The sequence below is a fragment of the Luteococcus peritonei genome, assembly GCF_039526385.1.
Taxonomy (GTDB): Bacteria; Actinomycetota; Actinomycetes; order Propionibacteriales; family Propionibacteriaceae; genus Luteococcus; species Luteococcus peritonei.
This window is the reverse complement of the sequence record NZ_BAAAIX010000017.1, coordinates 25,043-49,884: the sequence shown is the minus strand read 5'-3', so window position 1 is coordinate 49,884 and position 24,842 is coordinate 25,043. Positions and strand designations below refer to the sequence as shown.

The following is a 24,842-nucleotide window of genomic DNA, read 5'->3' as shown; positions in this document are numbered from 1 at the left end:
GGCCCCCGCCCCAACACCCTCACCCATGCCCCTCGCCGCTTGACGAGGAACATAGGGACACCCCCCCGGACATGCGACAGGGGCGCGGATCTCTCCGCGCCCCTGCCATGTCCTGCCGTGGTGCTACTTCACGCCACCGGCGGTCAGACCCGCGACGATCCGGCGCTGGAAGACCAGCACCATGAACAGCAGCGGGACGGTGACCACCACGCCTGCGGCCATGATCGAGCCGTAGGGGATGTTGAAGGCGGAGTCGCCGGTGAAGCCGGCCAGCGCCACCGGAGCGGTCATCTTCTTCGGGTCCTGCAGGAAGGTCATGGCGAACATGTACTCGTTCCAGACCGCGATGAAGGTCAGGATGACCGTGGTGAAGATGCCGGGCGCCGCCAGCGGGAGGATGATCCGACGGAAGGCCTCCGTGGGGGTGCATCCGTCCACCATGGCTGCCTGCTCCAGCTCGACGGGCAGCTGGCGGAAGAAGGCCGTCAGGTTCCACACGCACAGCGGCAGACCGAAGCTGAGCGAGGGGATGATCACCGCGCGGTAGGTGTTCATCCAGCTCCATGGGAACCAGTCGTAGCTGCCGGTGAACATCTTGAGCAGCGGCACCAGGATGGTGATGGCCGGGAACATCGAGCAGCCGATGATGATGGCCAGCACCAGGGCCTTGCCCTTGAAGCGCAGGCGCGCGAGGGCGTAGGCGGCGACGATGCCGAAGAGCAGGGTCAGCAGCGTGGTGACCACGCTGATCACGACGGAGTTGCCGATCGCCCGCAGGAAGTTGTTCTTCTCGTTGAAGGCGATCCGGTAGTTCTCCAGCGAGACCGGGTTGGGCAGGTACTCGTTGCTCAGGCCCTCGGAGGGCAGGCGCAGCGAGCTGATCACCATCCACAGGAAGGGCAGGATGCAGTAGAGGATGATGAAGGCGATGCCGAGCAGCGAGGCGATGCCCCCGACGACCTGCTTGCCGCTGCGCTGGGGCTTGTTGAGCTGCTGCAGCTCGGCGTCGGTGAGCAGTTCCTGACCGGCAGGAACCGCAGCGTTCATGGAAGCCTGCTGGGTCATGCTGCACTCTCCCCGGAGGTGATGGTCTGGGCGGCCTTGGTCTTGCGGACCTGCTCCTTGTGGAGCTTGCGCATGCGCTTGCGCTGGTCGGCGATGGCCCTGGTCTCCGGGTCACCGACGACGTCGGCGCCCAGCAGCTTGATGAACAGGAAGGCCACCAGCACGATCAGCAGGAAGAGCAGCACCGAGTAGGCCGCGGCCGGTCCGTAGCGCTGGCTGACGGCCTCATTGAAGGCGAACATGCTCAGCGTCTCGACCGAGTACTTGTTCGGGCCGATCAGGCCGAAGGGCAGGTCGAACATGCGCATGGTGTCCAGGGTGCGGAAGAGCACCGCGACCACCAGGGCGGGCTTGACCAGCGGCATGGTGATGCGGGTGAACTGCTGCCAGGTGGTGGCGCCGTCCACCTTCGCGGCCTCGTAGACCTCCGCGGGGATGGTCTGCAGGCCGGCCAGAGTCAGCAGGCCGATGAAGGGTGCGGTCTTCCAGACGTCGGCCATGATGACGGCCCACTGCGAGGCGGCGGAATCACCCAGCCACAGCACCTGTCGGCCGATCAGGCGGTTCATGATGCCGTTGGCGTCGAAGATGACGAACCACAGCTTGGCGGAGACGATGGTGGGGATGGCCCACGGCACCAGGATGGCGGCGCGCACCAGGCCGGTGCCCTTGAAGGCCCGCGCCATGATCAGCGCCATGGCCACACCGAGCACGGTCTCGATCAGCACGCAGACCACGGTGAAGAAGATGTTGTTGGTGAAGGCGTTCAGCAGGCGGGGCATGGAGCCCCAGACACCGCTGACCGAGCTGCTGGTGGCGGTGAAGGCGTTGACGTAGTTGTCCAGACCGACGAACTTCGTGCCCGAGCTCACCAGGCCGGTGGTCGGGTCGACGCCGTCATTGGTCCGGAAGAAGGACTCCTGGACCGACAGGATGATCGGGAGCCCGACGACGAACAGGATGACCGCGAGGGTCGGGGCGACCAGGAAGGCAGCGAGCCGGCCCTGGCCGTCGGAAAGGGGGTTCTTCTTCGCATTCGTGCGAACGGCCCCCGACGTTTCGACAGCTTGTGCCATCGGTTTCCCTCCTTTGGGAACAGGAAACCGGCGCGAGCGGGAGTCCCGCCCGCGCCGGTTGCTGTCGAGAACTTACTTGGTCAGCTCGGAGAGCTTGGTCTGCAGGCCGTCGAAGGAGGCCTTGGGCTCCGAGGTCCCCTGGATCACCTGGTAGGTGGCGTCCTGGATGGCCTGGGTGGCGTCGTTGTACTGCACGACCTGCGGGCGGGGCTTGGCGGTCTTGATGCTCTCCACCAGGGTGGGCAGGTAGGGCAGCTGCTTGGTCAGCTCGGCGTCGGAGTAGAGCGACTCACGCGAGGGGGCCAGGGTGGCCTTCTGCGCGGCGACCTTCTGCTGGGCCTCGTCGGTGTACCACTTGATGAAGTCGCGGGCGGTGCCCAGGTTCTTGGCGGTCTTCGAGATCGCCAGGTTGTGGCCACCCAGGGTGGACACGCCGGGGCCGGTCAGGCCGGGCAGCGGGGCGATGTCGAACTTGCCGGCCACCTTGGACGAGCCGTCCTTGGCCTGCATCAGCGAGTAGGCGTAGGGCCACTGGCGCAGGAAGACCAGCTTGCCGTCCTGGAAGGCCTGGCGGCTGGGCTCCTCCATCCAGGTGGTGGCGGCCTTGGGGATGGTGCCGTCCTTGAAGGCGTCCTGCATCCACTGCACGCCCTTGAGCGCGGCCTCGGAGTTCACCTGGGGCTTGCCCTGGTCGTCCAGGAACTCGCCACCGGCGGAGTTGACGATCTCGGCGATGTTGCAGGTCAGGCCCTCGTACTTCTGGAACTGGCCGCCGTAGCAGTTGATGCCGCTCTGGCCGGGCAGCGCCTTGACCTTGGTGCAGGCGGCCTTCATCTCGTCCCAGGTCTTGGGAGCGGTGGTGATGCCGGCCTGGGTCAGCAGGTCCTTGCGGTAGTAGAGCAGCGCGCCGTCCGAGGAACCGGGCACGGCGTACAGCTTGTTGAAGTAGCTGGCGCCCTTGACGGCCGACTCAAGCATGCCGTCGGTGGAGAACTGGTCCTTGGGCAGCTCGTGGACGTACTGCTTGGCCGCGAACTCGGCGGTCCACACGATGTCCAGGTAGAGCACGTCGAAGTTGGACGAGCCCTTGGTGTTGGCATTGTCCACCATCTTCTGGCGCTGCTCGTCGGCGGAGGCCGACAGCTGCACGAAGGTGACCTTCTCGTCGGGGTGGGCCTTGTTCCACTCGTTCAGCAGCGGCTGGACCAGGTTGTTGTTGTCCTTGCCCTGCACGAACGTGATGGGGCCCTTCTGGTCCCAGTTCAGCGCCGCGGCGGAGCTGTCGGAACCCGCATCCTTGCTGCCGCCACAGGCGGCGGTGGCCAGCACGGCCACCACGGACAGACCGGTGACCGCGACGCGGCGCACGTTCTTTGCAGACATGTGTCTTCCTCACTTCTTTGTGTGACCCCAATCGTCTGGGGCGTCGGTGCACACACTAGACGATGGGAACGCGCCAATTGTCGACGGGGCGGACTTGGGTGCCGGATCGTTACCGGAGCTCTCCGGGCTGGCTGGGGGCCTCGACCCCGGGGACTCAAGGGCGGCGCAAGGGCCCTTGTCACCGAGATTTGCTCGTTCCATGCGGGCGCAGGCCCACTGAGAATTTGACCAACTGGAAAGAAGTAGCTGCCCAGCATGCGACGACGCCCGCCGGATCCTGCCGGCGGGCGTCGAGGGGGTACGTCTGTGGTCGGGCCTCAGCCCTTGCGCACCTTGCGGATGATGGCCCGCAGGGTCAGCAGGCCCAGCATGGCGGCGCCGGCGGCGACCCCGGCGACGGTGAGTCGGTCGGTGCGCCAGCCGTCCTCGTCCTTGACCTGGCTCTTGGCGTGGTCCACCTCGGCCATCATGAAGGCCTTGGCCTCGTCGACGCTGCGCTGCTTCACGGCCTTGGGGTGCACCTCGGTGACGAGGCCCTCCACGTTCGCGCTCATCCGGGCACGTGCCGCGGCGATGTCTGCGCGGATCTGCTCGGCGGAACGGGGATCTGCCTTCTTGGTGTCGGCCATGGGTGGTCTCCTGTGTAGCACGGTCATCGGTCCCCGAGGGGCCGCATGTCCACACCAGCCTATGCCCCAGCCGTCCTGCCGTGCCACGACGGGGACGGACGGACGTGTGCGCTGTCGGCGAACCCCGTTATCGTGGGGGCATGACCGATCGCCTCGCAGCCGGCTCCGCCGCCCCCGACTTCGCCCTGCCCGACGCCGACGGCCGCATCGTCCGGCTGTCCGACTTCGCCGGCCAGAAGGTGGTCCTCTACTTCTACCCGGCCGCGATGACGCCGGGCTGCACCACCCAGGCGGTCGACTTCAGCGCCGCCGTCGACGACTTCACCGGCTCCGGCTACCAGGTGGTCGGCATCAGCCCGGACACCCCCGAGAAGCTCGGGAAGTTCCGGGAGAAGGAGAACCTGGGGATCACCCTGCTGGGCGACCCGGAGCGCACCGTGCTGGACGCCTACGCCGCCTACGGCACCAAGATGCTCTACGGCAAGGAGATCGAGGGCGTGATCCGCTCCACCTTCGTGATCGATGTCGACGCCGAGGGCCAGGGCACCATCGAGGTGGCGCAGTACAACGTGAAGGCCACCGGCCACGTCGCCAAGCTGCGACGCGAGCTGGGGATCTGAGCAGGGCCCCGCACGACCCCACCGCGCCGGGGCAAGGGCGCGCAGGCCGGAGTGGTGGAATTGGCAGACACGCAGGATTTAGGTTCCTGTGCCCACAGGGCGTGAGGGTTCAAGTCCCTTCTCCGGCACCATCCTCGGCGGGCTCGGCCCGGTCCCAGGCCATCGGCAGCGGTTCGGTGGCATGGGCCAGCTGGTCATCGTCGGTGCGGAAGGTGCGCACCGGCCCGATGCCGCTGTGACGGTCCTCGAAGCGGACGGTGACCCGGCCCAGGCCTGATCCCCAGACCCAGCCACGGCCGTGCTCGGGGTGCTCCACCTCGCTGCCGGGGCTCCACTCCCCCATCCGACGACGGCGCTGCGGCTCTTCCTGCGTGGTGGTGGTCTGGTCGGGTGCAGCGCTGGGCTGGTCCCCCGCCAGGCCGAAGAGCTCCTCCTGCGCGGCCAGGGTGAAGTTGGCCACCCCGACGCCGAGCAGCCGGACCCCCTCACGCACGTCGAGCGCAGCCAGGAGTTCTCGCGCCACCTGGGCGATCCGCTCGGTGGAGTCGGTGGCGCCCTCCAGGGTGCGTGAGCGGGTCCAGGTGGTGAAGTCGGCCAGCCGCAGCTTGAGGGTGACGGTGCGGGCGAACTGGCCGGAGCGTCGCAGCCGGGCGGCCACCAGGGCCGCATCGCGGGTGGCGGCCTCGGCCAGCTCGGCGCGGTCGGTGATGTCGGTCTCGAAGGTGTCCTCGACGGAGATCGACTTGGCCTCGCGACTCGGGCTGACCGGGCGGTCGTCGCGGGCGAAGGCCAGCTCGTGCAGCGCCTCGCCCCAGCTGCGGCCCACCTCGCGGGTCAGTTCGGAGACCTCGGCGCGCTGCAGGTCGGCGACGGTGCGGATGCCGAGCCGGTCCAGCTTGTCCATGGTGACCGGGCCGACGCCGGGCACCGAGCGAGCGGGCAGCGGGGAGATGACCTCCACCTCGTGGCCGGGCGGCACCACCACCAGCCCGTCGGGCTTGGCCATCTCGCTGGCCACCTTGGCGATGAACTTGCTGGAGCCGATCCCCACGCTGGCGGTGAGGCCCTCGGTGCGCTCGTGCAGGGCGGCGCGCAGCTTCTGTCCCAGGGCGCGCAGCTGGTCCAGGTCACGGCAGTCGTGCCCGCCGGCCTCCAGGTCGACGAAGGCCTCGTCGATGCTGAGCGGTTCCACCAACGGTGAGAGCTCGCGCAGCAGGGCCATCACGATCCGGCTGGACTGGCGGTAGGCGTCGAAGCGCCCGCCCAGCACCGCGGCGTGCGGCGCGCGGCGACGGGCCTCGTGCATCGGCATGGCGGAGCGGACGCCGAAGCGTCGCGCCTCGTAGCTCGCGGTGGAGACCACGCCGCGGCCGCCCACTCCCCCGACGATCACCGCCTTGCCGCGCAGCGAGGGCTTGTCGCGCTGCTCGACGGCCGCGAAGAAGGCGTCGAGGTCCAGGTGCAGGATCGCGGCGGTGGACCTCACAGGTCGGCGACGGAGCCGCCGAAGACCAGCCGTTTCCGCCCGTCGGGATCGCTGGCGCGCTCCACCAGCTCCAGCCCGATCTTCTCGGCCACCGCGATCGCTGCAGCATTGGTGGGACGCAGGGCGGCGCGCAGCTCGGCGTCGGGGTCGACCACCTTGAGCGAGGTGATGGCGGCACGCGCCACCTCGACGGCATAGCCCTGCTGCCGGGCCTCGGGCACGAAGCGGTAGTACAGGCTCCAGGTGCCGTCCGGGTTCTCCTTGCTGCGGCGCACGCCGCCGACGCCCTTGGGCGCCTCGGTGAGCCGGTCGCGCACCAGCCAGTAGCCCAGGCCGTCGTCGAGCCAGTGCTCGATGTTGGCGGCCAGGCCCTGTTCGTGGCGGGAGATGTCGACCACCGGCAGGTCGTCGGCGGAGTGCAGCCGGGCCCAGTCGGGCAGATCGGTGGGGGCGACGGGGAACATGGTGAGCCGCTCGGAGCGGGTGATCGGGAACCAGCGGGTGAAGTCGAACTCGCCGCGCGGTTCGCGACTCAGCAACCGCCAGTCGGTGGGGTCGACCTCGGGGAAGGTGACCTCGCCCCAGCCGTCGGCATGCACCTCGGTGATGTCGAGCTCGGTGAGGAAGTCCCAGGCATTGCGGTAGACCTGTCCACCGCCGCCGACGAAGCAGACATCGTCCAGGCTCTCGGCCAGTTCCAGGGCGAACTCGACGGAGCCGACCGCGAAGCTGGGGGCGCTGTCGGCATCGCTCAGCTCGATCTGCTCGGGATCGCGGCTCACGACGATGGTGGTGCGTCCGGGCAGGTAGCGGCCCATCGCCTCCTGCGTGTGGCGGCCCATGATGATGGGGTGGCCCATGGTGGTGGCCTTGAACCGCTCCCAGTCCTCACGGAACTTGAAGGGCTGGTCGTGGCCGTCGCCGATCACGCCGTTGCGGCCCACCACCGCGATCGCGATGACACGCATCTGTCGTCCTCTCTCCCGCCTGCCACCATCCTTCCATGCGGCTCGCCGCCGCGGGTGGAGCTGGTTGGCGCGCCCCCGGGTCGAGGCACTGGCGAAGGGTCTGCGCGCGGCCGTCGAGCGGGTCCGAGGGCGTCGCCCCCTCTTCCTGACTCGGCGTGCCTGCAAGCGAGGTACGAGCGAGCAGTCCACGCACGCCGAGCACGGGGGGTCCAAGGGGGGTCGCCCCCCCTTGCACCATCAGACGGCGATCGGTGCCTTGATGGTGGGGTGCGGGTCGTAGCCGATGACCTCGATGTCGGCGAGCTCGAAGGCGTCGATCTCGCGGACGGCGCGATTGAGGCGCAGCGTGGGCAGCGGGCGGGGCTCGCGCTCCAGCTGGGTGGCCACCTGCTCGAAGTGGTTGGAGTAGATGTGCGCGTCGCCGAGGGTGTGCACGAACTCCCCCACCTCGAGCTCGCAGACCTGGGCGAACATGTGGGTGAGCAGGGCGTAGGAGGCGATGTTGAAGGGCACGCCCAGGAAGATGTCGGCGCTGCGCTGGTAGAGCTGGCAGCTGAGCCGGCCGTCGGCCACGTAGAACTGGAAGAGCGCGTGGCAGGGCGGCAGGGCCATCAAGTCCACGTCGGCCACGTTCCAGGCGCTGACGATGTGGCGGCGCGAGTCCGGGTTGTGCTTGATGGACTCGATGACGCGGGCGATCTGGTCCACGTGCTCGCCCGAGGGGGTGGGCCAGCTGCGCCACTGGTAGCCGTAGACCGGCCCGAGGTCGCCGTTCTCGTCGGCCCACTCGTCCCAGATGGAGATCTTGTTGGCGTGCAGCCAGGCCAGGTTGGTGTCGCCGCGCAGGAACCAGAGCAGCTCGCCGAAGATGCTGCGGGTGTGCAGCTTCTTGGTGGTGAGCAGCGGGAAGCCGTCGGTGAGGTCGAAGCGCATCTGGTGGCCGAAGACGCTACGGGTGCCGGTGCCGGTGCGGTCGGCCTTGTCCACGCCGTGGTCCATCACATGGCGGAGCAGGTCACGATACTGCTGCATCGTCGCCGTCCTCAGGCTCGTCGTGCTGGGAGAGGTCCTTCAGGTTGAGCATCCCGGCCACCACCAGCATCATCGCCCGCACGGCCTGGCCGCGGTGCGAGATGCGGTTCTTGAGCTCCGGGTCCAGCTCGGCGCTGTGCAGGCGTCGCCCGTCGCGTTCGGGGGCGTCGTCGGGGATGAAGAGCGGGTCGTAGCCGAAGCCGTTGGTGCCGCGCGGCGCGGTGGCCAGCTCACCGGGCCATGCGCGACGCAGCACCTCGCTGCGGCGCAGGCCGCCCAGACCATCGGGCACGGCGAAGGCCATGGCGCAGACGAACCGTCCCTGGCGTTGGCCCATCGGCACGTCGGAGAGCTGGCGCAGCAGCAGCTCGTTGTTGTCCTGGTCGTCGCACTGCGGGCCGGCCCAGCGGGCCGAGCGAACGCCCGGGCAACCGTTGAGGGCATCGATCTCGATCCCGGAGTCATCGGCCAGCGCGGGCAGGCCGGTGCGCAGGGCGCACTCACGCGCCTTGATCAGGGCATTGCCCTCGAAGCTGCGCTCGGTCTCGGCCGGCTCGGGGTAGGGATCCAGGTCCGACAGGCCCAGCACCCGCATCGGGATGCCGAAGCCGTCCACCACGGCCCGCAGCTCGCGCAGCTTCTTGGCATTGTTGGTGGCCAGCACCACGCTGGCGCGCGGCTCCTCCTGCCCGGCGCCCTGGGGGCCGGGAGCGCTCATCAGCGCACCTCGGGCGCGGTCCCGGGGCCGTCGAGCGCGGCCTGCTGCATGGCCTTGAGCTCGTTGCAACCCTTGAGTCCCAGGTCCAGCAGGGTGTTGAGGGTCTCGCGGTCGAAGGGGACTCCCTCGGCGGTGCCCTGCACCTCGATGAAGTCACCGTTGCCGGCCACCACGATGTTCATGTCGGTGTCGGCGGTGGAGTCCTCGGTGTAGGCCAGGTCCAGCATCGGGACGCCGTCGACCACCCCGACGCTGATGGCGGCCACCGAGTCCTTGAGCGGCTCGCCCTTGAGGGCCTTGCGCTCGCGCAGCCACTCGACGGCGTCGGCCAGCGCCACGTAGGCGCCGGTGATGGAGGCGGTGCGGGTGCCACCATCGGCCTGCAGCACGTCGCAGTCGATGACGATGGTGTTCTCGCCGAGCGCCTCGTAGTCGATCACGGCGCGCAGCGCGCGGCCGATCAGGCGGCTGATCTCGTGGGTGCGGCCGCCGATCTTGCCCTTGCGGGACTCGCGGCCGTTGCGGGTGTTGGTGGAGCGGGGCAGCATCTCGTACTCGCTGGTCACCCAGCCCCGGCCCTGGCCCTTCATCCAGCGCGGCACGCCCTCCTCGACGCTCGCCGCCACCAGCACCCGGGTCTTGCCGAACTCCACCAGGCAGGAGCCCTCGGCGTGGTCCAGCCAGTTGCGGGTGATCCTGACCTCGCGCAGCTCATCGGCCTGGCGGCCGTCGACACGGGTGGCGGTGGGGGTGGTCTCAGACATGGGGCAAACCTATCCTTCTGGGCTGACAGTTCTGGGGGATGCGGGCGCTCAGTTGCCGAGCAGCTCCGCCTCCGCACCGATGGTGGTGGGCTCGCCGTGGCCGGGCAGCACCCGCGTCTCGTCGTCGAGCGGGAAGAGCTGGCGGCGGATGCTGTCCTCCAGCACATCGCGGCTGGAGAAGGAGCGGCCGGTTGCGCCCGGGCCGCCCTTGAACAGGGTGTCGCCGGTGAAGACGGTCCTGAGCTTGGGCACGTAGAAGCAGCAGGCGCCCGGTGAGTGACCCGGGGTGTGCAGCACCTCCAGCTTCACGCCGGCCACCTCGTAGACGTCGCCGTCGGCCAGCGCGCCGTCGGGCTCGACGTCGCCATGGGTGAGGCTCCACAGCTCCGCGTCGTCGGGGTGCAGCAGGACCGGGGCCTCGAAGCGGTCACCGGCCTCGGGTGCCACGCGGACGTGGTCATCATGGGCGTGGGTGCACAGGATGGCGAGCACCTTGCGGTCCCCCACCACCTGCTCGATCGCCGACACGTCGTGCGGCGCGTCGATCACCACGCACTGCGCGTCGTTGCCGAGGACCCAGATGTTGTTGTCCACCTGGTGCACCTCGCCGTCGAGGCTGAAGGTGCCGCTGACCACGGCATGGTCGATCCTGACGTTGCCCATCTCTCTCCCAGCTCTGGCGCGCTCAGTCCAGCACGACGACGCTGCGCAGCACGTCGCCGGTCTCCATCCTGCCGAAGGCCTGTTCCACCTCGTCGAGCGCGATCCGCTCGGTGACGAAGGCGTCCAGCGGCAGCCGGCCCTGCAGCCACAGCTCCACCAGCATCGGGAAGTCCCGGCTGGGCAGGCAGTCGCCGTACCAGGAGGACTTGATCGCCCCGCCCCGGCTGAAGATCTCGATCAGCGGGGTCTCCCAGGTCATCTCCGGCGTGGGGACGCCCACCAGCACGACGCGACCGGCCAGATCGCGGGCCTCGAAGGCCTGCTGGAAGGTCTCGGGACGCCCGACGGCGTCCACCACCACGTCGGCGCCGTGGCCGTCGCAGATCTGCTGCACCTGGCCCACCACGTCCACGTCCTTGCCGGAGAGCACGGTGTGGGTGGCACCCAGCTCGACGGCCTTGTCCAGCTTGCGCTGGTCGGTGTCCACCGCGACGACGGTGGTGGCCCCGGCCAGCACGGCACCGGCGATGGCCGCCATGCCCACGCCGCCGCAGCCGATCACGGCCACCGACTCGCCGCGTCGCACGGCACCGGTGTTCAGGCTGGCGCCCAGGCCGGCCATCACGCCGCAGCCCAGGAGGCCGGCGACGGCGGGCTCGGCCTTCTCGTCCACCGGGGTGCACTGCCCGGCGGCCACCAGGGTCTTCTCGGCGAAGGCGCCGATGCCCAGGGCGGGGGTCAGCTCGGTGCCGTCGGCCAGGGTCATCTTCTGGCTGGCGTTCGCGGTGTTGAAGCAGTACCAGGACTCGCCCTTGAGGCAGGCGCGACACTGGCCGCAGACCGCCCGCCAGTTGAGCACCACGTAGTCACCGGGGCTCACCGAAGTGACGTCGGGGCCGACGGCCTCCACCACGCCGGCGGCCTCGTGGCCCAGCAGGAAGGGGAAGTCGTCGTTGATGCCGCCCTGCTGGTAGTGCAGGTCGGTGTGGCACACGCCGCAGGCCTGCACCTTGACCAGCGCCTCACCCGGCCCGGCATCGGGGACGACGATGTCCACCAGCTCCAGCTCGGCGTCCTTGGCGCGGGCGATGACGCCCTTCACGGTCTGCGGCATGTGCCGACTCCTCTACGGTCTGGTGCGATCAGCGGGGGCAGGTGCAGCGGTCCTGCGGCTTGACGTCCGCGAGGGCCTGCTCGATGTGCTCGCCGCACCCGGCCCAGGTGGGCTTGCCGCAGCGGTCGCACGTGACCTTCTTGCACATGGTGAACTCCTGTCAGTCGAGGGAAACCGACGGCGCCTCCAGCGCCGGCCAATCAGGCACCTCGACGATAGCTCGCCTCGGCCCGGCAAGCACCTTCACCGGCCCCGGGCGAGCGCTCAGAGCGTGATCTTCTGCACGTCCTGCACGAAACCGCCCATCAGGCGCGAGCCGATGCCCTCGAAGTCGGTGGGGTCACCGGTGGTGAGGAAGAGCCGCTGGGCCTGACGGGGCTGGTGGTGCAGCAGCTCGCGGCGCTGCAGCACCTGGTAGGTGGCCTTGGCGCACTCGTCGGAGGAGCTGACCAGGCTAATCTCGTCGCCCAGCACATAGCTGATCACGCCGGAGAGCAGCGGGTAGTGGGTGCAGCCCAGGATCAGGGTGTCGATGTCGGCACGCTGCAGCGGCGCCAGGTATTCCCGGCTCACCGCGAGCAGCTCGTCCCCGCCGGTGATCCCGGCCTCCACGAACTCGACGAAGCGCGGGCAGGGCTGGGTGGTCAACGTGACCTGGGGCGCGGCGGTGATGGCGTCGTTGTAGGAGCGCGAGGTGGCGGTGGCCAGGGTGCTGATCACGCCCACCCGGTTGTTGCGGGTGGCGGCCACGGCCCGCCGGGCGGCGGGCATGATGACGTCGATGATGGGCAGGTCGTAGCGCTCGCGGGCGTCGCGCAGGGCCGCCGAGGAGGCGGAGTTGCAGGCGATCACCAGCGCCTTGACGCCGTGGGTGACCAAGCGGTCCATGCACTCGATGGCATAGGCGCGCACCTCGGCGATCGGCCGGGGGCCGTAGGGCGTGCGGGCGGTGTCGCCCAGGTAGATGATGTCCTCGTTGGGCAGCTGGTCCACGACGGCGCGGGCCACGGTGAGGCCCCCGAATCCGGAGTCGAAGATGCCGATCGGCGCATCGCTGCCGATGTCTGACTCGAAGGGGATCACGCGCCTGTTCCTTTCAGCCCTGGCCTCGCCACGGCTCGACCCATCCTAGGTTCGTCGCAGGCTGAGCTGCACCAGCACGGGTCCGCTGCGTGTCGCCGACGGGGCCGCGGCACCGCAACCAGCGGTCCCCTCGTCGGTGCCGGAGGCGCAGCTGCCGCAGCCGCCGCTGGGGCAGCCCATGGACAGTTCCCTGGCCTCGATGCGCCCCATCCGTCGCAGGTGCTCGACGCCGGCACCCACCACCTCGCGGTCCAGGCCGGCCATCCGCGCCACCTCGTCGAGGCTGGTGGCTCCCTGCTGGAAGGCCTGCAGGACGGCCGCCAGCGGCCTCACCAGAACAGCCTTCCCACCTGGAAGACGGCCACCGCGCCGAGCCAGGCGACGGCCAGCTGCATCACCACCCCGAAGACGGTCCAGCGCCAACCGATCTCCCGCTTCTGCGCGGCGAGGGTGGCCACGCAGGGCGTGTAGCCCAGCAGGAAGACCAGGAAGGCGATCACCGCGGGCAGCGGGTGCCCGCCCGAGGAGTTCTCGAAGTCGGCCCGGATCCGCTGGCCCAGGCTGCCGGGATCGCCTCCCTCTTCCGGCTCGTCCACCGCATAGGTCTGCGCCCAGGAGCTGATCACCGCCTCCTTGGCGACGAAGCCCACCACCAGCGCGGAGGTGGTCTGCCACTGGTCGAAGCCGGCCGGCGCGAAGACCGGGGTGACGGCCTGCGCCGCCACGCCGTAGACCGAGTCCTCCACCGGCACCTCGCCGAAGCGCTGGCCGCCGACGGCGGGGGTGGCCTGCAGCAGCCAGACCACGCAGACGGTGGCCACGATGATGCCCGAGGCGGTCTGCAGGAAGCCCTTGAGCCGCACCCAGGCCACCGAGGCGGTGAGCCGTGCGGTGGGCACCTGGTAGGCGGGCAGGTCCAGCACCAGCGGATCGGTGCCCATGGTGCGCCACAGGGTCTTGCGCAGCACCAGGCCGCAGAGCACCACCATCAGGATGCTGACCAGGTACATCGCGAAGACCACCGTGCCGGCCCAGCGCCCGAAGAAGGTGGTGGCCACCAGCACGTAGACCGTGAGCCGAGCGGTGCAGCTGGTGAAGGGCACCAGCAGTGCGGTGAGGATGCGCTGGCGCTCCTGGGGCAGGATCCGGGTGGCCGAGATGGCCGGTACATTGCAGCCGAAGCCCACCACCAGGGGCAGGAAGGCGCGACCGGGCAGCCCGATGGCACGCATCATGCGGTCGGTCACGACGGCGGCACGGGCCATGTAGCCGGAGTCCTCGAGCAGGGCCAGCAGCACGAACATCAGCGCCATCAAGGGCACGAAGGTGAGCAACATGCCGACGCCGGCCACCAGGCCGTCGACCAGCAGCCCCTCCACCCAGCCACCCCCGAGCCCGATGGCGCCCAGCAGGGTGCGCGCGGCGTCGCTGACCGGGCCGGAGAAGAAGCCGTCCAGGGCGTCCTGCAGCGGGGCGGCGACCACCGTGGTCACCTGGAAGACGCACCACATCACGGCCATGAAGACCAGCGGGCCCACCACCGGGGCCGTCACCCAGCGGTCCACCCGGTCGGACATCGAGGCGCGGGCCTCGCCGGAGTCGCGGGTGCCGGCGCTGACCGCCTGCTCGATGAAGGCGAAGCGCTCGTCCTCGCGCAGCAGGTCCTGCTCCAGCACCGGGAGCGCGGCATCGGGTTCGACGTCGATGGTGCGCGGTGTGGCGGGTGGGGCGTCGATGGCCTGGTGCACGAGCCGGGTGAGGTTGTCCGCTCCCCTGCGGTGGCGGGGATCCAGCGCCACGACGGGGCAGCCCAACGCCTCCGACAGGGCGAAGGTGTCCACCTCGATGCCGCGGCTGCGTGCCACGTCGGTCATGGTGAGCGCCACCACCAGCTTGAGGGCGCGCTCGCGCAGCTGGGCGACGATGTAGAGGCTGCGGGCGAGATGGGCGGAGTCGGCCACCACGACGGTGACGTCGGGCAGTTCGTCGGCCGGACCGTCCACCAGCAGTTCTCGGGTGAGGGCCTCGTCGGGGCTGATCGGGTCCAGCGAATAGGCGCCGGGCAGGTCGATCAGGGTCAGGTCCAGGGGCCGGTCGGCGCTGGCGGCGCCGCAATGGCATTCCTCGCAGTCGCAGGTGCGGCCCGCGACGGTGGTGCGCCAGATGCCGCGGGAGACGGTCACCGTGGTGCCGGGCCAGTTGCCCATGGTGACGCGCGAGCCGGTCAGCGCGTTGAACAGGGTGGACTTGCCCACATTGGGCGCTCCGACCAGCGCCACGACGGGCGCCTGGTCACCCGCGCCGGCACCGGGATCGTCATTGCAGCAGGCCTTGGCGGACAGGATCGGCTTGCGGGTGCCGATCTGCAGCAGGGCCGGGGAGTCCTGGTCGATGCTCATGCCGGCTCCTTCGCCCCACCGACGCGGGCCAGGGTCTCGACGCTGGGCTCGGCGTGCAGCCGCTGCAGCATCCCGCGGTCCAGGGCGATCCTGGAGCCCGCCACGTTGACCACCCGGCCGCCCCCGGCCGTACGGTGCACCAGGCTGAGCTGGGCGCCGCGTCGCAGGCCCAGGGCAGCCAGTCGACGGCACAGGTCGGGGCTCCCCTCGGCACGCATCAGGGTGAGGGACTCGCCGAAGGGCGCCTCTGCCAGGGTCATCGTGGGGCTCATGGCGACCACACTAGGTGAGGTAAGGCATACCTTTGTCAGCGGGGTCCACTTTTCACCGCTTGGGCCGTGGGAACTCGCTGCACCCGCGCCTCGACCCGGGACCACGAAGACCGATGTCCCGCGCTCCTCGTAGGCGACGACACGCCTCGCGACGGTCACGATCCGGCCGCAACGGCTGGTTATGCTCACTGTTCCCGTACTGGAGGCCCTGCTTCCGTTGCGGATCCGCCGGTGGGCGAGCTCCATCTCGGGGTTGCTCGCCCACCGGCTCGCAGCTCACCCGCATGCCTCACAGCGCGTCGATCAGGCTCTCCTGCACCCACCCGATCCACTGGTAGATCTCGTGCAACCAGGCGCGGGGGTCGTCATCGGGCCGCTGGGCCGCCTCGTCCGCACTGATCTCGTCGCTGATCTCCAGCCGCACGGCCAGCGCCAGGCGCACCGCGGTGAGGGTCTTGAGCCAGGCCTGGACGTGAGCGTCGGGCACCCGGCACCGCCCGCGACGGTCGGTGCTCTCGAGGTCGTCGAGCACGATGCGGGCCTCGGCCATCTTCTGGCTGCTCTGCTCGGCCTGGGTGAAGCGCCGGAAGTCGTGCGAGGCCGCGGGATCGTCGGGATAGGCATCGGGGAAGAGCCGCCGCACCACGGGGTCCACCTCGTCATCGAGGTCCTCGTCGAAGTGCTCGATGGTGGGAGCCTGGTCGCGGCTGAACTCGGCCTCCCAGCGCGCGAACGGGTCGGGCTCGCTGGCCTGCTGCGCCAGGGCAGCCGAGGGCTGGTGCTCGGCCAGCAGCTCCGCCAGCTGGTCGACGGTGCTGGTCAGCACGGCGGCCTCGTCGGCGTCGAAGTGGATGACGAGTCGGTCGTCCTCGCGCTCGATGCCACGCATCAGCTGGCCCGTTCCATGGTGGCCCACAGCCCGAAACCGTGCATGGCATTCACGTCGCGCTCCATCTCCTCGCGCCCGCCGCTCGATACGGCGCACTTGCCCTCGTTGTGCACCGTCAGCATCATCTGCTCGGCCTTCTCGCGGGGATAGTTGAAATAGGTCACGAAGACGTGCGTGACATAGCTCATCAGGTTGACCGGATCGTCCCAGACCAGGCAGACCCAGGGCTTGCTGGTCTCGACGTCCTCCTCGACGCGGTCCGCGACGGCGGTACCGCCGGCGGGCGTGGTCTCGGGCGTCGCAGGCGTGGTCATGGCTCCATTGTGGCGCACGCGGTGGCAGCCGTCTTCACCCCAGCTCGAGCCGACCCTGTGACCACGATGGAGGACCGTGCCCCGCAGGGTGCCGCGCACGCCTAGGGTGCCCTCGTCCAAGGAAAGGAATCATGATGAGCTCCCCCGCCGCGTCCGTGCGCACCCCCTGGTACCGGTCACTGTTCGCCCAGCTGGTGGTCTGCGTGCTGCTGGGCATCCTGATCGGCGCGCTGTGGCCCGGTCTGGGCAAGCAGCTCAAGCCGCTGGCCGACGCCTTCATCAAGCTCATCAAGATGATCATCGCGCCGCTGATCTTCTGTGTTGTGGTCAACGGCATCGCGGGCGTGGGCAATGCCAAGGCGGTGGGCCGGATCGGCGTGAAGGCGATCATCTACTTCGAGGTGGTGACCACCTTCGCCCTGGTCTTCGGCATGGCGGTGGCGGACCTGCTCAAGCCCGGCCGCGGCTTCAACATCGATCCCGAGGTCCTGGCGGCCGGCGAGCAGTCGCTGGAGAAGAAGACCGGTGGCGCCGAGCTGCCGCACACCACCCAGTTCCTGCTCAACATCATCCCGGACTCGGTGGTCAAGGCCTTCGCCGAGAACACCCTGCTGGCGGTGCTGCTCTTCGCCTGCCTGTTCGGGATCTCACTGAGCCAGCTGCCGGCCGAGCGCACGCGCGAGGTGCGGGGTGTCATCGAGCAGTTCACCGAGGTGCTCTTCAAGCTGATGGGCTACATCATGCGGGTGGCGCCGCTGGGCGCGCTGGGCGCCATGAGCTACATCATCGGCCAGTACGGGCTGCGCACCCTGGGCTCCTTCGGCAAGCTGATCCTGTGCTGCTACCTGGCGGCTGCCCTGTTCGCGGTGGTGCTGTGGGCGATCGCCCGCTTCTACGCGAAGGTGGACATCTGGCGCTTCGTGGTCTTCTGCAAGGACGAATTCCTGCTGGCGCTGGGCACCGCCTCGACGGAGGCGGTGATGCCCCGGATCATGACCAAGCTGGTGCAGTCGGGCAACAGCCAGGCGGTGACCGGCCTGGTGGTCCCCACCGGATACTCGTTCAACCTGGACGGCGCGACGATCTACCTGGCCATCTGCTCGATCTTCCTGGCGCAGGGCTTCGGCGTGGACATGACGCTCACCCAGCAGCTGACCATGATCGGCGTGCTGATGCTGACCAGCAAGGGCATGGCCGGCGTGCCGGGCTCCAGCTTCCTGGCGCTGAGCGCCACCGCCACGGCGCTCGGGATCTACCCGGTGGCGGGCGTCGCGCTGCTGCTGGGAGCCGACCGGATCATGGACTCGATGCGAGTCTTCGTGAACCTGCTGGGCAACTGCGTGGCCACCTTCGTGGTGAGCCGTTCCGAGCGGGCTCTGGACTACGAGCGGATGCAGCGTGCCTTCGCCGGCCACCCCGACGACTTCGACGCGATCCTGGAGGCCGACCTCGCCGCCCAGGAGGCGCAGGCCGCGGGTGGTGCGCAGGCGGGACCGGCGCCCGCCTGAGCGCAGAGCGACGCGCGTGGGAGGACCGAGCGGCCCCGACACCACCCGACGCAGCGCGGCCAACGGGCCTTGGGCGCCGTCCCCTGCCGGGGCGTACTGCCTCGCGGTCAGCAGTCGCCGAGCGCGCACGGTGGCCGTTCGGGGCGCTGCGCGAGCCCGCCACCTGCCCGCGACTACTTGACGACGACGGAGACGAGCTCGCCCACCTCGACGGTGCGGGTGGTGCTGCGGTCCATCATCACGCTGCCGCTGGCTCCCAGGACCTCCCAGTCGACCTGCCAGACGGCGGTGGCGGTGATGCGGTGGTTGCCGGGCTTGAGCCAGGTGTGCCCGCAGTCAGGTGAGGGCTTCATGGCCTGCTCGCCAGCCGGGCGCGGTGTCGAGCTGGTGCACGTGACGGTCTCCCCGTCGCCGGTGTCGATGGTGGTCTCGACCGGTCGGGCCACCAGGCGCACCGTGATCCCCTGCTGGGTGGTGGTGCCGTCGACCTCGGCGTCCTGGTCGGTCCAGAACCAGACCGGGAGCCCGACGGCCAGCATCTTCCACTCGTTGTCGGTGGGCTCCGGCCCCAGGTGAAGGACGGGCTCCGGGAGCTGGACATTGGCGACGGCCTGCTGGATGACGGTCACCACGTCGACGACTGGCGCGGGGGCGGGTTGGCCCGCCGCCGGGCTTCCACCGGCTGGCGCGGGCACGGACCCTGGGGCTGGCACCGCGATGCGCGAGACACCGGCCGCGGCCTCCTGCGCCGGGAACCGCAGCGTCCCCACGTCCTCCATGCCGCACATGTGGGTCGCCGAGGCGATGCATCCGGTGGTGTAGAGCCGCCTCACGTAGTAGTCCGCCCGAGCGCCCGTCCTGGCGATGCTGGCCAGCCCAGTGGTGAAGGACAGACTGGGTACGGCCGGTACAGCAGCAGAGCGGGCGCCGGATCCTCCGCTCCGCCGGATCGGAGCCGCAGGCCACCCCTGGGGTACTCCACCTGATGTGGGCCGCTGCACTGCGGCGGTGGATGGAGCAGGCGGGCGATAGGTCGAGCTGCGGACTCGCGATGTCACCGTGCGCCGAGTGCCTGAAACAGTGACGCTCCCTTGGCCAAGAAGCGCTCGATAATTATGATCCCCACTGCCTGGCTCCGTAGACTCCTCGGCTCGGGCTGGCAGTGTGCAGGGGAAAACCACGCCGACTAATAGGCCTGTCAACAGTCCACAGACTCTTAGGCCGGGCATTGCTCAACGTCCTTCACGGTCTGGACAAATCCCTTGAGTTTGCCATCGAACCGTTTGAAAAAGATCTCCTTGTACACCAGCGGCCCGTGACCGATCACCCGTCCGTCGCGCTTGTCGAGCAGCTCAATCTGCCGTGAATCAGCACAGACTCGAATCGCAGTGATAGAACCTGCGACCGAAGCATCAGGGTCAGGCTTCACGTACGTAAGCGTGGTGGCTCCGCGAACGTCAGACTCCCCACGCAGTCGGTACGATTCCTTAACCAGTTCTGAAACAGTCTCCCTCATCGTCCCGGCCAGCCACTGATCCCACTCTGCGGGCATCTGGGCTTGCGGGAAGTTGGCACTCTCCATCTTCTGCATCTGCGCGAAGTACGCCTTGTAGACCTCGACTGCCTCTAGGTAGAGCGGGTCCTGGGCCGGGTCAGAGGGGGTCGCGGACGGCGCGGGCGGGGTCGGCGTCGGGCTGCTGGCGGGCTGGTCGGCGGGGCTGCAGGCGACCAGCAGGGTGGCCGCGAGCAACGGCGCAATCAGCTTCTTCATGATGCCTCCGGGGTGCTGGAACTCCACCAACATGTCATCGGGCAGGCGTTATGCCAAGGGTGATATCGCGCATCTGTGGACAAGTGCTGACCAGCCATCCTGAGATCCCTGTGAGGACACGGAATTCACCTTTGTCCACAATGCGGTCAGCACATTCAGGCCGCCCATGCCGGCAGCCACAGTCCCGCCGACCGACAGCTGGGACAGGGGTGCCCCATCCCCTGCCATCCGAGCTGGTGCAGCTTGGTCGCCACCTGGAAGGCGGTCTCGCAGGCCTGGCCGTAGACGTCGTGGTAGCCGTAACGATGCGTCCACAGACCATCGACCGATGCCGCATTGTCACGCCTCAGGTCGCGGAAGACCGCGGAGGTCAGGTCGTGCAGGCGCCCGTCGAGCTCGCACAGCAGCCCGAACTCCTCATAGAGGACATCGGCCCGCCCTCCGGCCCGCCTCACCTGACGCGTGCCGGTGGGAAGACCATGCGCCTTCTCCACCCGCTCCCGATAGAGCACCTCCAGCGGGGACTCAAGTCCCTGCGCGTCATCGAGCAGATCCGTCAACACGCTTCGAACGGGCAGCGGCGTGGTGGGCAGGAAGGCACGGGAGTCCACCTCCGCCCGCAGGATCTTGGGTGAGACGAGCCGCTCCCGCAGCGCTGTGGTGGCCCACTCGACGGTGCGTCGTGGCTCCATCGCGCACAGGTCCACCACGGTCACAGCCGGTGGTGTCCGAGGCAGCAGCCCCACCGGCCGGGGCAGATGTCGTCTCCGCTCAAAGTACACACCGGGATAGTCGCGGACCCGACGATTGGCCGGCAGGACGACGTGCAATGACTCCGGTTCGTCGCTCACCAGCTTCTGAAGATGCCCGGCCGAGCGGCCAGCGAGCATCGCCCCGTCCCCTGCCATCAGCGCGGCTGCCCAGGCACGGCTCTGCCAGCCCGGATCACCTGAGTGCGTGGCGAAGACGTTCCGCCCCAGCCGGACCCATGTGCCGCGACGCAGCATCGTCTTGACGCTCGAGGGGCTCATGCCGAGTCCTCTTGCTTGGTCAAGGGTGATGACTCCAGCCTGCAGGTGGGCAAGCGTGGTGACATCGGCTGGGAGGTTACGGGTCGCGGGCATGCCGACCACGGTGCGCCCTGCCATCCCCCAACGCCAGCCTCCCCTCGCGCGCTGTGGACAATTCCTCGGTTCGCCCACGGCTGTGGAAAACAATTGCGTGGAAACTTTGGGACACCTATCGACCCAAAGTTTCCACGCAATCGCGTTGGACGCCTGTTCGGCGTCCGTGACGGCTCATTCGGCGATGCTGAAGCCCTCCAGCAGGCCGACATAGGTCTTCGGGCGGGGCGCGGCCCACTCGTGCTTGCTGGCGGTGGGCACCTTGGCGCGGACCATGGCCTCCACCAGGCCGACCGCGGCGGTCACCCCGTCGATCACGGGGGCACCCACCTCCTCGGTGACGGCAGCGGCCATCTCGGCCATGCCGGCGCAGCCCAGCACGATCGAGTCAACGCCCTCGTGGGTCAGCGCCTCCTTGGCGAGCTCGGCCACCTTCTGCTCGGCGACGCCGTCCAGGTCCAGCACCGGCACCTCGCAGGCCAGCACCTCGCGGCACTTGGCGGAGAAGCCGTAGGCCTCGGCCAGGTCCCAGGCCCGGCCGGCGGTGCGGGACAGAGTGGTGACGACGGCGAAGCCGCGCCCGGCCAGAGCGGCCAGATGCATCGCGGCCTGGGCGATGCCCACCACCGGACGACCGCCGGCGATCTCACGGGCGGCGTCCATGCCCGGGTCGCCGAAGCAGGCGAGCACGAAGCCGTCGACGCCGTCCTCGACGCCCTTGCGGATCTCGTCCAGCACGCCGGGGACGGCCAGCGCCTCGTCGTAGTGGCCCTCGATGGAGACCGGCCCCATGGTGGGGTTGACCGCCTCGATGACCACGTCAGGCGCGGCGACGGCGTGCGCCGCCTGAGCGATGCCCTCGGTCATCGAGGCCGAGGTGTTGGGGTTGATGACCCGGATCCGGATGCTCATGCGCGCGTCGCCCCCGTCTTCAGGCCACGATCGGCCTGGTCGTAGTGGCCGTGCTCGTCGGCATGGGCCGGCAGCAGCCAGTAGGCCAGGCCACCCACCAGCACGCTGATGAACCAGGTGTAGTTCTGCGCCTGGGCGAAGAAGGCGCCCGGCAGGAACATCACGGCCAGCGCCACCAGCCCGCCGATGACGGTGGCCCAGACGGCGCGCATGTTGACGCCGTTGGTGTACCAGTAGCGGCCCGAGGGATCCATCGTGTAGAGCTCGTCGACGTCCACGCGCTGCTTCTTCACCCAGTAGTAGTCCACCACCAGGATGCCGAAGAGCGCACCGGTGAAGGCGCCCAGCACGTCGAGCGTGTAGTGGATCATCTGCGGGTTGGAGTACAGGTTCCACGGGGTGATGAGCACCGAGCCGATGGCGGCGATCATGCCGCCGGTGCGCCAGCTGATCCGCTGCGGCGAGACGTGGCTGAAGTCGAAGGCCGGCGAGATGAAGTTGGCGACGATGTTGATGCCGACGGTGGCGATCGCGAAGGTGAGGGCACCCAGGACCAGCGCGAAGGTGTTGTCGATCTTGCCGACGGTCTGCACCGGGTCGGTGATCAGCTCGCCGTAGACGGGCACGGTGGCGGCGGCGCAGATCACGGTGAGCAGGCTGAACAGGGTGAAGTTGATCGGCAGGCCCCAGAAGTTGCCCTTCTTCACGTCGCCCATGGTGCGCCCGTAACGGGAGATGTCACCGAAGTTCAGCAGCGGACCGGAGAAGTAGCTCACGATCAGGCTGATGGCCATCAGCATGGTGGGGATGGCGCCCAGGCCGGAGAACTTCACGCTGCCCAGGGTCAGGTTGATGTTGCCGATGCCGGCCTTCCAGACCAGGTAGATGGCCAGGGCGAACATCACGACGTAGACGGCGGGGCCGGCCCAGTCGATGAAGCGGCGGATGGACTCCATGCCGTGCCAGAAGACGAAGGCCTGCGCCAGCCACAGGATCATGTAGGCCAGCCAGCCCAGCGCGGACAGGCCCAGGAAGCCGTGCTGGGTCTTGTCCGCCCAAGGGCCCAGGGCGGGCCACAGCTTGAGCAGCACGATCAGCACCGCCTCGGAGGCCAGGAAGGTCTGGATGCCGTACCAGGCCACGGCGATCAGGCCGCGGATCACGGCGGGCACGTTCGCGCCCTTGACGCCGAAGGAGCTGCGGGCGATCACCGGGAAGGGCACGCCGGCCTGCTGGCTGGGCTTGGCGACGATGTTGGCCAGCAGCTGCACGATCACGATGCCGACGATCAGGCAGATGAAGACCTGCCAGGAGGCCAGCCCCAGGGCGAACAACGAACCCGCCGTGACATAGCCACCGACCGAGTGCACGTCGCTCATCCAGAAGGCGAAGATGTTGTACCAGGACCACTTCTGGTTCTTCAGCGGCGCCAGGTCGTCATTGGTGAGGTCCGGGTGGTAGTCGGGACCGACGTGGATGTCGGGGTTCGCGCGGAGCGCGGACATCACCTCTTCGTGGTCTGCCATGGGGTGTCTCCAGTCCTGAAATCTTGGTTTCGGCACAATCTGCACGCCTCGTGTTTCAGCCGTGTTGCAGTCTCCTGCGCCGTTGGCTCGCCCCAGCGTAAGGGTGCAGGACCCCATTTCCATCCGACGGGCCGAGGTGAAACGATTGGTTCACCGCCCCGAGGGGGCCATCAGGAGGACACCATGAGCACCACCATCAGCGCGCAGCTCGCCGTCGTCGACGACCGGCTCCAGGCCGCCACCCTCACCATCGCCGACGGCCGGATCACTGCCGTCAGCCCCGGCACCGACCCGGAGGCCGACGTCCAGCTGGACGACCAGGTGGTGCTGATGCCCGGCGGCGTCGACACCCATGTCCACCTCAACGAGCCCGGCCGCACCGAGTGGGAGGGGCTGGCCACCGGAACCCTGGCCGCCAGCCTGGGCGGCGTCACCACCGTGCTCGACATGCCGCTCAACTCCGTGCCCTCCACCACCACCCCCGAGGCGCTGGTCACCAAGCGCGAGGCCGCCGAGGGCCAGCTCTCGGTGGACCTGGGCTACTGGGGTGGCGCCGTCCCGCAGAACCTGGGCCGGCTCGAGGAGCTGTGGCGCTCCGGCGTCTTCGGCTTCAAGTGCTTCACGCTGCCCAGCGGCGTCGACGAGTTCGAGCCGCTGGACCCGCAGCAGTTCCTGGCCGCACAGCGCGAGATCGCCGGCTTCGACGGCCTGCTGATCGTGCACGCCGAGGACGCGCACACCATCGAGTCCGCCCCGCACCAGGGCTCGAAGGCCTATGCCGACTTCCTCGCCTCCCGCCCCGACGAGGCCGAGCTGGTGGCCATCCGTCAGGTCATCGACGGGGTGCGCGAGACCGGCTGCCGCACCCACCTGCTGCACCTGTCCAGCGCCCGCGCCCTGGACCTGCTGGCCGAGGCCCGCGCCGAGGGCCTGCCGCTGAGCGTCGAGACCTGCCCCCACTACTTGTGCCTGGCCTCCGAGACCATCCCGGACGCCTCGCCCCAGTTCAAGTGCTGCCCGCCGATCCGCGACGCCGGCAATGCCGACGAGCTGTGGGCGGCGCTGGACGAGGGCATCATCGACATGGTGGTCACCGACCACTCCCCCGCCACCGCCGAGCAGAAGTTCAAGGGCGACGGGGACCTGCAGCTGGCCTGGGGCGGCATCGCCGGCCTCCAGGTGGGCTACTCCGCCGTGCTGCACCACGCCGCCCTGCGCGGCTTCGGCCCGGAGCGGGTGGCCCGCTGGATGGCCACCAACACCGCCCAGGTGGTGGGCGTGCCCGGCAAGGGCGCCATCGCCAAGGGCCACGACGCCGACCTGGCGCTCTACCGCCCGGGTGCCGCGCTTGAGGTGAGCGTGGTGGACCTGGCGCACAAGAATCCGATCTCGGCCTGGGACGGCGCGCAGCTGTCCGGCCGCTTCGAGCAGGTGTGGCTCCGCGGCCAGCTCGTCTCGCAGGGCCAGCCGATGGCCCCCGTGGCGAGCCTGGCCGGCCGCGACTTCCTGCGCACCAACTGAGAAAG

General features: G+C 69.2%; 25 protein-coding genes and 1 tRNA gene. 4 read left to right on the top strand and 22 right to left on the bottom strand.

What is annotated here, in order from left to right; all coding sequences use genetic code 11:
• Positions 1–123: 123 nt before the first annotated feature.
• From ABD073_RS08470 to ABD073_RS08455, 4 genes are all read right to left on the bottom strand, one after another.
• Complete coding sequence (locus tag ABD073_RS08470) at positions 124–888, bottom strand: carbohydrate ABC transporter permease (RefSeq protein ID WP_386751695.1); 765 nt, start codon at positions 886–888, stop codon at positions 124–126.
• A 173-nt stretch (positions 889–1,061) separates the two neighbouring features.
• Positions 1,062–2,141 (bottom strand): carbohydrate ABC transporter permease, encoded by a 1,080-nt coding sequence (locus ABD073_RS08465; RefSeq protein ID WP_343873614.1) that lies wholly within the window; start codon positions 2,139–2,141, stop codon positions 1,062–1,064.
• A 72-nt stretch (positions 2,142–2,213) separates the two neighbouring features.
• Positions 2,214–3,524: an ABC transporter substrate-binding protein gene (locus tag ABD073_RS08460; RefSeq protein ID WP_343873612.1), complete on the bottom strand. Its 1,311-nt coding sequence runs from the start codon at positions 3,522–3,524 to the stop codon at positions 2,214–2,216.
• 317 nt (positions 3,525–3,841) lie between these two features.
• Positions 3,842–4,153: a DUF3618 domain-containing protein gene (locus ABD073_RS08455; RefSeq protein ID WP_343873610.1), complete on the bottom strand. Its 312-nt coding sequence runs from the start codon at positions 4,151–4,153 to the stop codon at positions 3,842–3,844.
• A 140-nt stretch (positions 4,154–4,293) separates the two neighbouring features.
• Between ABD073_RS08455 and ABD073_RS08450 the strand changes: the two genes are divergently transcribed.
• Together ABD073_RS08450 and ABD073_RS08445 are read left to right on the top strand one after the other, a co-directional pair.
• Positions 4,294–4,773 carry a peroxiredoxin gene (locus ABD073_RS08450; protein ID WP_343873608.1) on the top strand — a complete coding sequence of 160 codons (480 nt, stop codon included), beginning with the start codon at positions 4,294–4,296 and terminating at the stop codon, positions 4,771–4,773.
• A 45-nt stretch (positions 4,774–4,818) separates the two neighbouring features.
• A tRNA-Leu gene (locus ABD073_RS08445) sits at positions 4,819–4,904 on the top strand.
• Here the strand turns inward: ABD073_RS08445 and ABD073_RS08440 are convergent.
• The 13 genes from ABD073_RS08440 to clpS all read right to left on the bottom strand — a co-directional run bounded on the left by ABD073_RS08440 (position 4,883) and on the right by clpS (position 16,475).
• Positions 4,883–6,259, bottom strand: coding sequence for a DNA polymerase IV (locus ABD073_RS08440; RefSeq protein WP_343873606.1), 1,377 nt, complete (start codon positions 6,257–6,259; stop codon positions 4,883–4,885). The genes ABD073_RS08445 and ABD073_RS08440 overlap by 22 nt on opposite strands.
• Complete coding sequence (locus tag ABD073_RS08435; protein WP_343873604.1) at positions 6,256–7,227, bottom strand: dihydrofolate reductase; 972 nt, start codon at positions 7,225–7,227, stop codon at positions 6,256–6,258. The genes ABD073_RS08440 and ABD073_RS08435 overlap by 4 nt, the downstream gene beginning before the upstream one ends.
• Positions 7,228–7,464: 237 nt before the next feature.
• A complete protein-coding gene (locus ABD073_RS08430; protein ID WP_343873602.1) occupies positions 7,465–8,259 on the bottom strand; it encodes a thymidylate synthase in 795 nt (264 codons plus the stop codon).
• Positions 8,243–8,977, bottom strand: a complete 735-nt coding sequence (locus tag ABD073_RS08425) for a non-canonical purine NTP pyrophosphatase (protein ID WP_343873600.1) — start codon at positions 8,975–8,977, stop codon at positions 8,243–8,245. The genes ABD073_RS08430 and ABD073_RS08425 overlap by 17 nt, the downstream gene beginning before the upstream one ends.
• Positions 8,977–9,741, bottom strand: a complete 765-nt coding sequence (gene rph, locus ABD073_RS08420) for a ribonuclease PH (protein WP_343873599.1) — start codon at positions 9,739–9,741, stop codon at positions 8,977–8,979. The genes ABD073_RS08425 and rph overlap by 1 nt, the downstream gene beginning before the upstream one ends.
• A 48-nt stretch (positions 9,742–9,789) precedes the next feature.
• Entirely contained in the window at positions 9,790–10,404 is a 615-nt protein-coding gene (locus tag ABD073_RS08415) for an MBL fold metallo-hydrolase (protein ID WP_343873598.1), read from the bottom strand.
• 22 nt (positions 10,405–10,426) lie between these two features.
• Entirely contained in the window at positions 10,427–11,518 is a 1,092-nt protein-coding gene (locus ABD073_RS08410) for an S-(hydroxymethyl)mycothiol dehydrogenase (protein WP_343873597.1), read from the bottom strand.
• A gap of 264 nt (positions 11,519–11,782) precedes the next feature.
• A complete protein-coding gene (murI, locus tag ABD073_RS08405) occupies positions 11,783–12,598 on the bottom strand; it encodes a glutamate racemase (RefSeq protein WP_343873617.1) in 816 nt (271 codons plus the stop codon).
• 48 nt (positions 12,599–12,646) lie between these two features.
• Entirely contained in the window at positions 12,647–12,934 is a 288-nt protein-coding gene (locus ABD073_RS08400; protein WP_343873596.1) for a FeoC-like transcriptional regulator, read from the bottom strand.
• A complete protein-coding gene (feoB, locus tag ABD073_RS08395; protein ID WP_343873595.1) occupies positions 12,931–15,000 on the bottom strand; it encodes a ferrous iron transport protein B in 2,070 nt (689 codons plus the stop codon). The genes ABD073_RS08400 and feoB overlap by 4 nt, the downstream gene beginning before the upstream one ends.
• The gene (locus ABD073_RS08390; protein ID WP_343873594.1) at positions 14,997–15,272 is read right to left on the bottom strand and encodes a FeoA family protein; all 276 of its coding nucleotides are present in this window, start codon (positions 15,270–15,272) and stop codon (positions 14,997–14,999) included. Before ABD073_RS08390 ends, feoB begins: the two co-directional genes overlap by 4 nt.
• Before the next feature lie 289 nt (positions 15,273–15,561).
• Positions 15,562–16,161 carry a DUF2017 domain-containing protein gene (locus ABD073_RS08385; RefSeq protein WP_343873593.1) on the bottom strand — a complete coding sequence of 200 codons (600 nt, stop codon included), beginning with the start codon at positions 16,159–16,161 and terminating at the stop codon, positions 15,562–15,564.
• Positions 16,161–16,475 (bottom strand): ATP-dependent Clp protease adapter ClpS, encoded by a 315-nt coding sequence (clpS, locus tag ABD073_RS08380; RefSeq protein WP_343873592.1) that lies wholly within the window; start codon positions 16,473–16,475, stop codon positions 16,161–16,163. The genes ABD073_RS08385 and clpS overlap by 1 nt, the downstream gene beginning before the upstream one ends.
• 131 nt (positions 16,476–16,606) lie before the next feature.
• Between clpS and ABD073_RS08375 the strand changes: the two genes are divergently transcribed.
• Entirely contained in the window at positions 16,607–17,983 is a 1,377-nt protein-coding gene (locus ABD073_RS08375) for a cation:dicarboxylate symporter family transporter (RefSeq protein ID WP_343873591.1), read from the top strand.
• Positions 17,984–18,156: 173 nt separating this feature from the next.
• Here ABD073_RS08375 and ABD073_RS08370 read toward each other — a convergent pair whose 3' ends face one another.
• From ABD073_RS08370 to ABD073_RS08350, 5 genes are all read right to left on the bottom strand, one after another.
• A complete protein-coding gene (locus tag ABD073_RS08370; protein WP_343873590.1) occupies positions 18,157–18,612 on the bottom strand; it encodes a hypothetical protein in 456 nt (151 codons plus the stop codon).
• Between the two features lie 587 nt (positions 18,613–19,199).
• The gene (locus tag ABD073_RS08365; protein WP_343873589.1) at positions 19,200–19,754 is read right to left on the bottom strand and encodes a hypothetical protein; all 555 of its coding nucleotides are present in this window, start codon (positions 19,752–19,754) and stop codon (positions 19,200–19,202) included.
• A 155-nt stretch (positions 19,755–19,909) separates the two neighbouring features.
• On the bottom strand, positions 19,910–20,902 hold the full coding sequence (locus tag ABD073_RS08360; protein ID WP_343873588.1) for a type IV toxin-antitoxin system AbiEi family antitoxin domain-containing protein: 993 nt from the start codon (positions 20,900–20,902) through the stop codon (positions 19,910–19,912).
• Positions 20,903–21,052: 150 nt separating this feature from the next.
• Positions 21,053–21,790, bottom strand: coding sequence for an aspartate/glutamate racemase family protein (locus ABD073_RS08355; RefSeq protein WP_343873587.1), 738 nt, complete (start codon positions 21,788–21,790; stop codon positions 21,053–21,055).
• Positions 21,787–23,316 carry an NCS1 family nucleobase:cation symporter-1 gene (locus ABD073_RS08350; protein ID WP_343873586.1) on the bottom strand — a complete coding sequence of 510 codons (1,530 nt, stop codon included), beginning with the start codon at positions 23,314–23,316 and terminating at the stop codon, positions 21,787–21,789. Before ABD073_RS08350 ends, ABD073_RS08355 begins: the two co-directional genes overlap by 4 nt.
• 183 nt (positions 23,317–23,499) lie before the next feature.
• On the opposite strand from ABD073_RS08350, the gene allB reads away from it, so the two are divergent.
• The gene (gene allB / locus ABD073_RS08345) at positions 23,500–24,837 is read left to right on the top strand and encodes an allantoinase AllB (RefSeq protein WP_343873585.1); all 1,338 of its coding nucleotides are present in this window, start codon (positions 23,500–23,502) and stop codon (positions 24,835–24,837) included.
• The last annotated feature ends 5 nt before the right edge of the window (positions 24,838–24,842 follow it).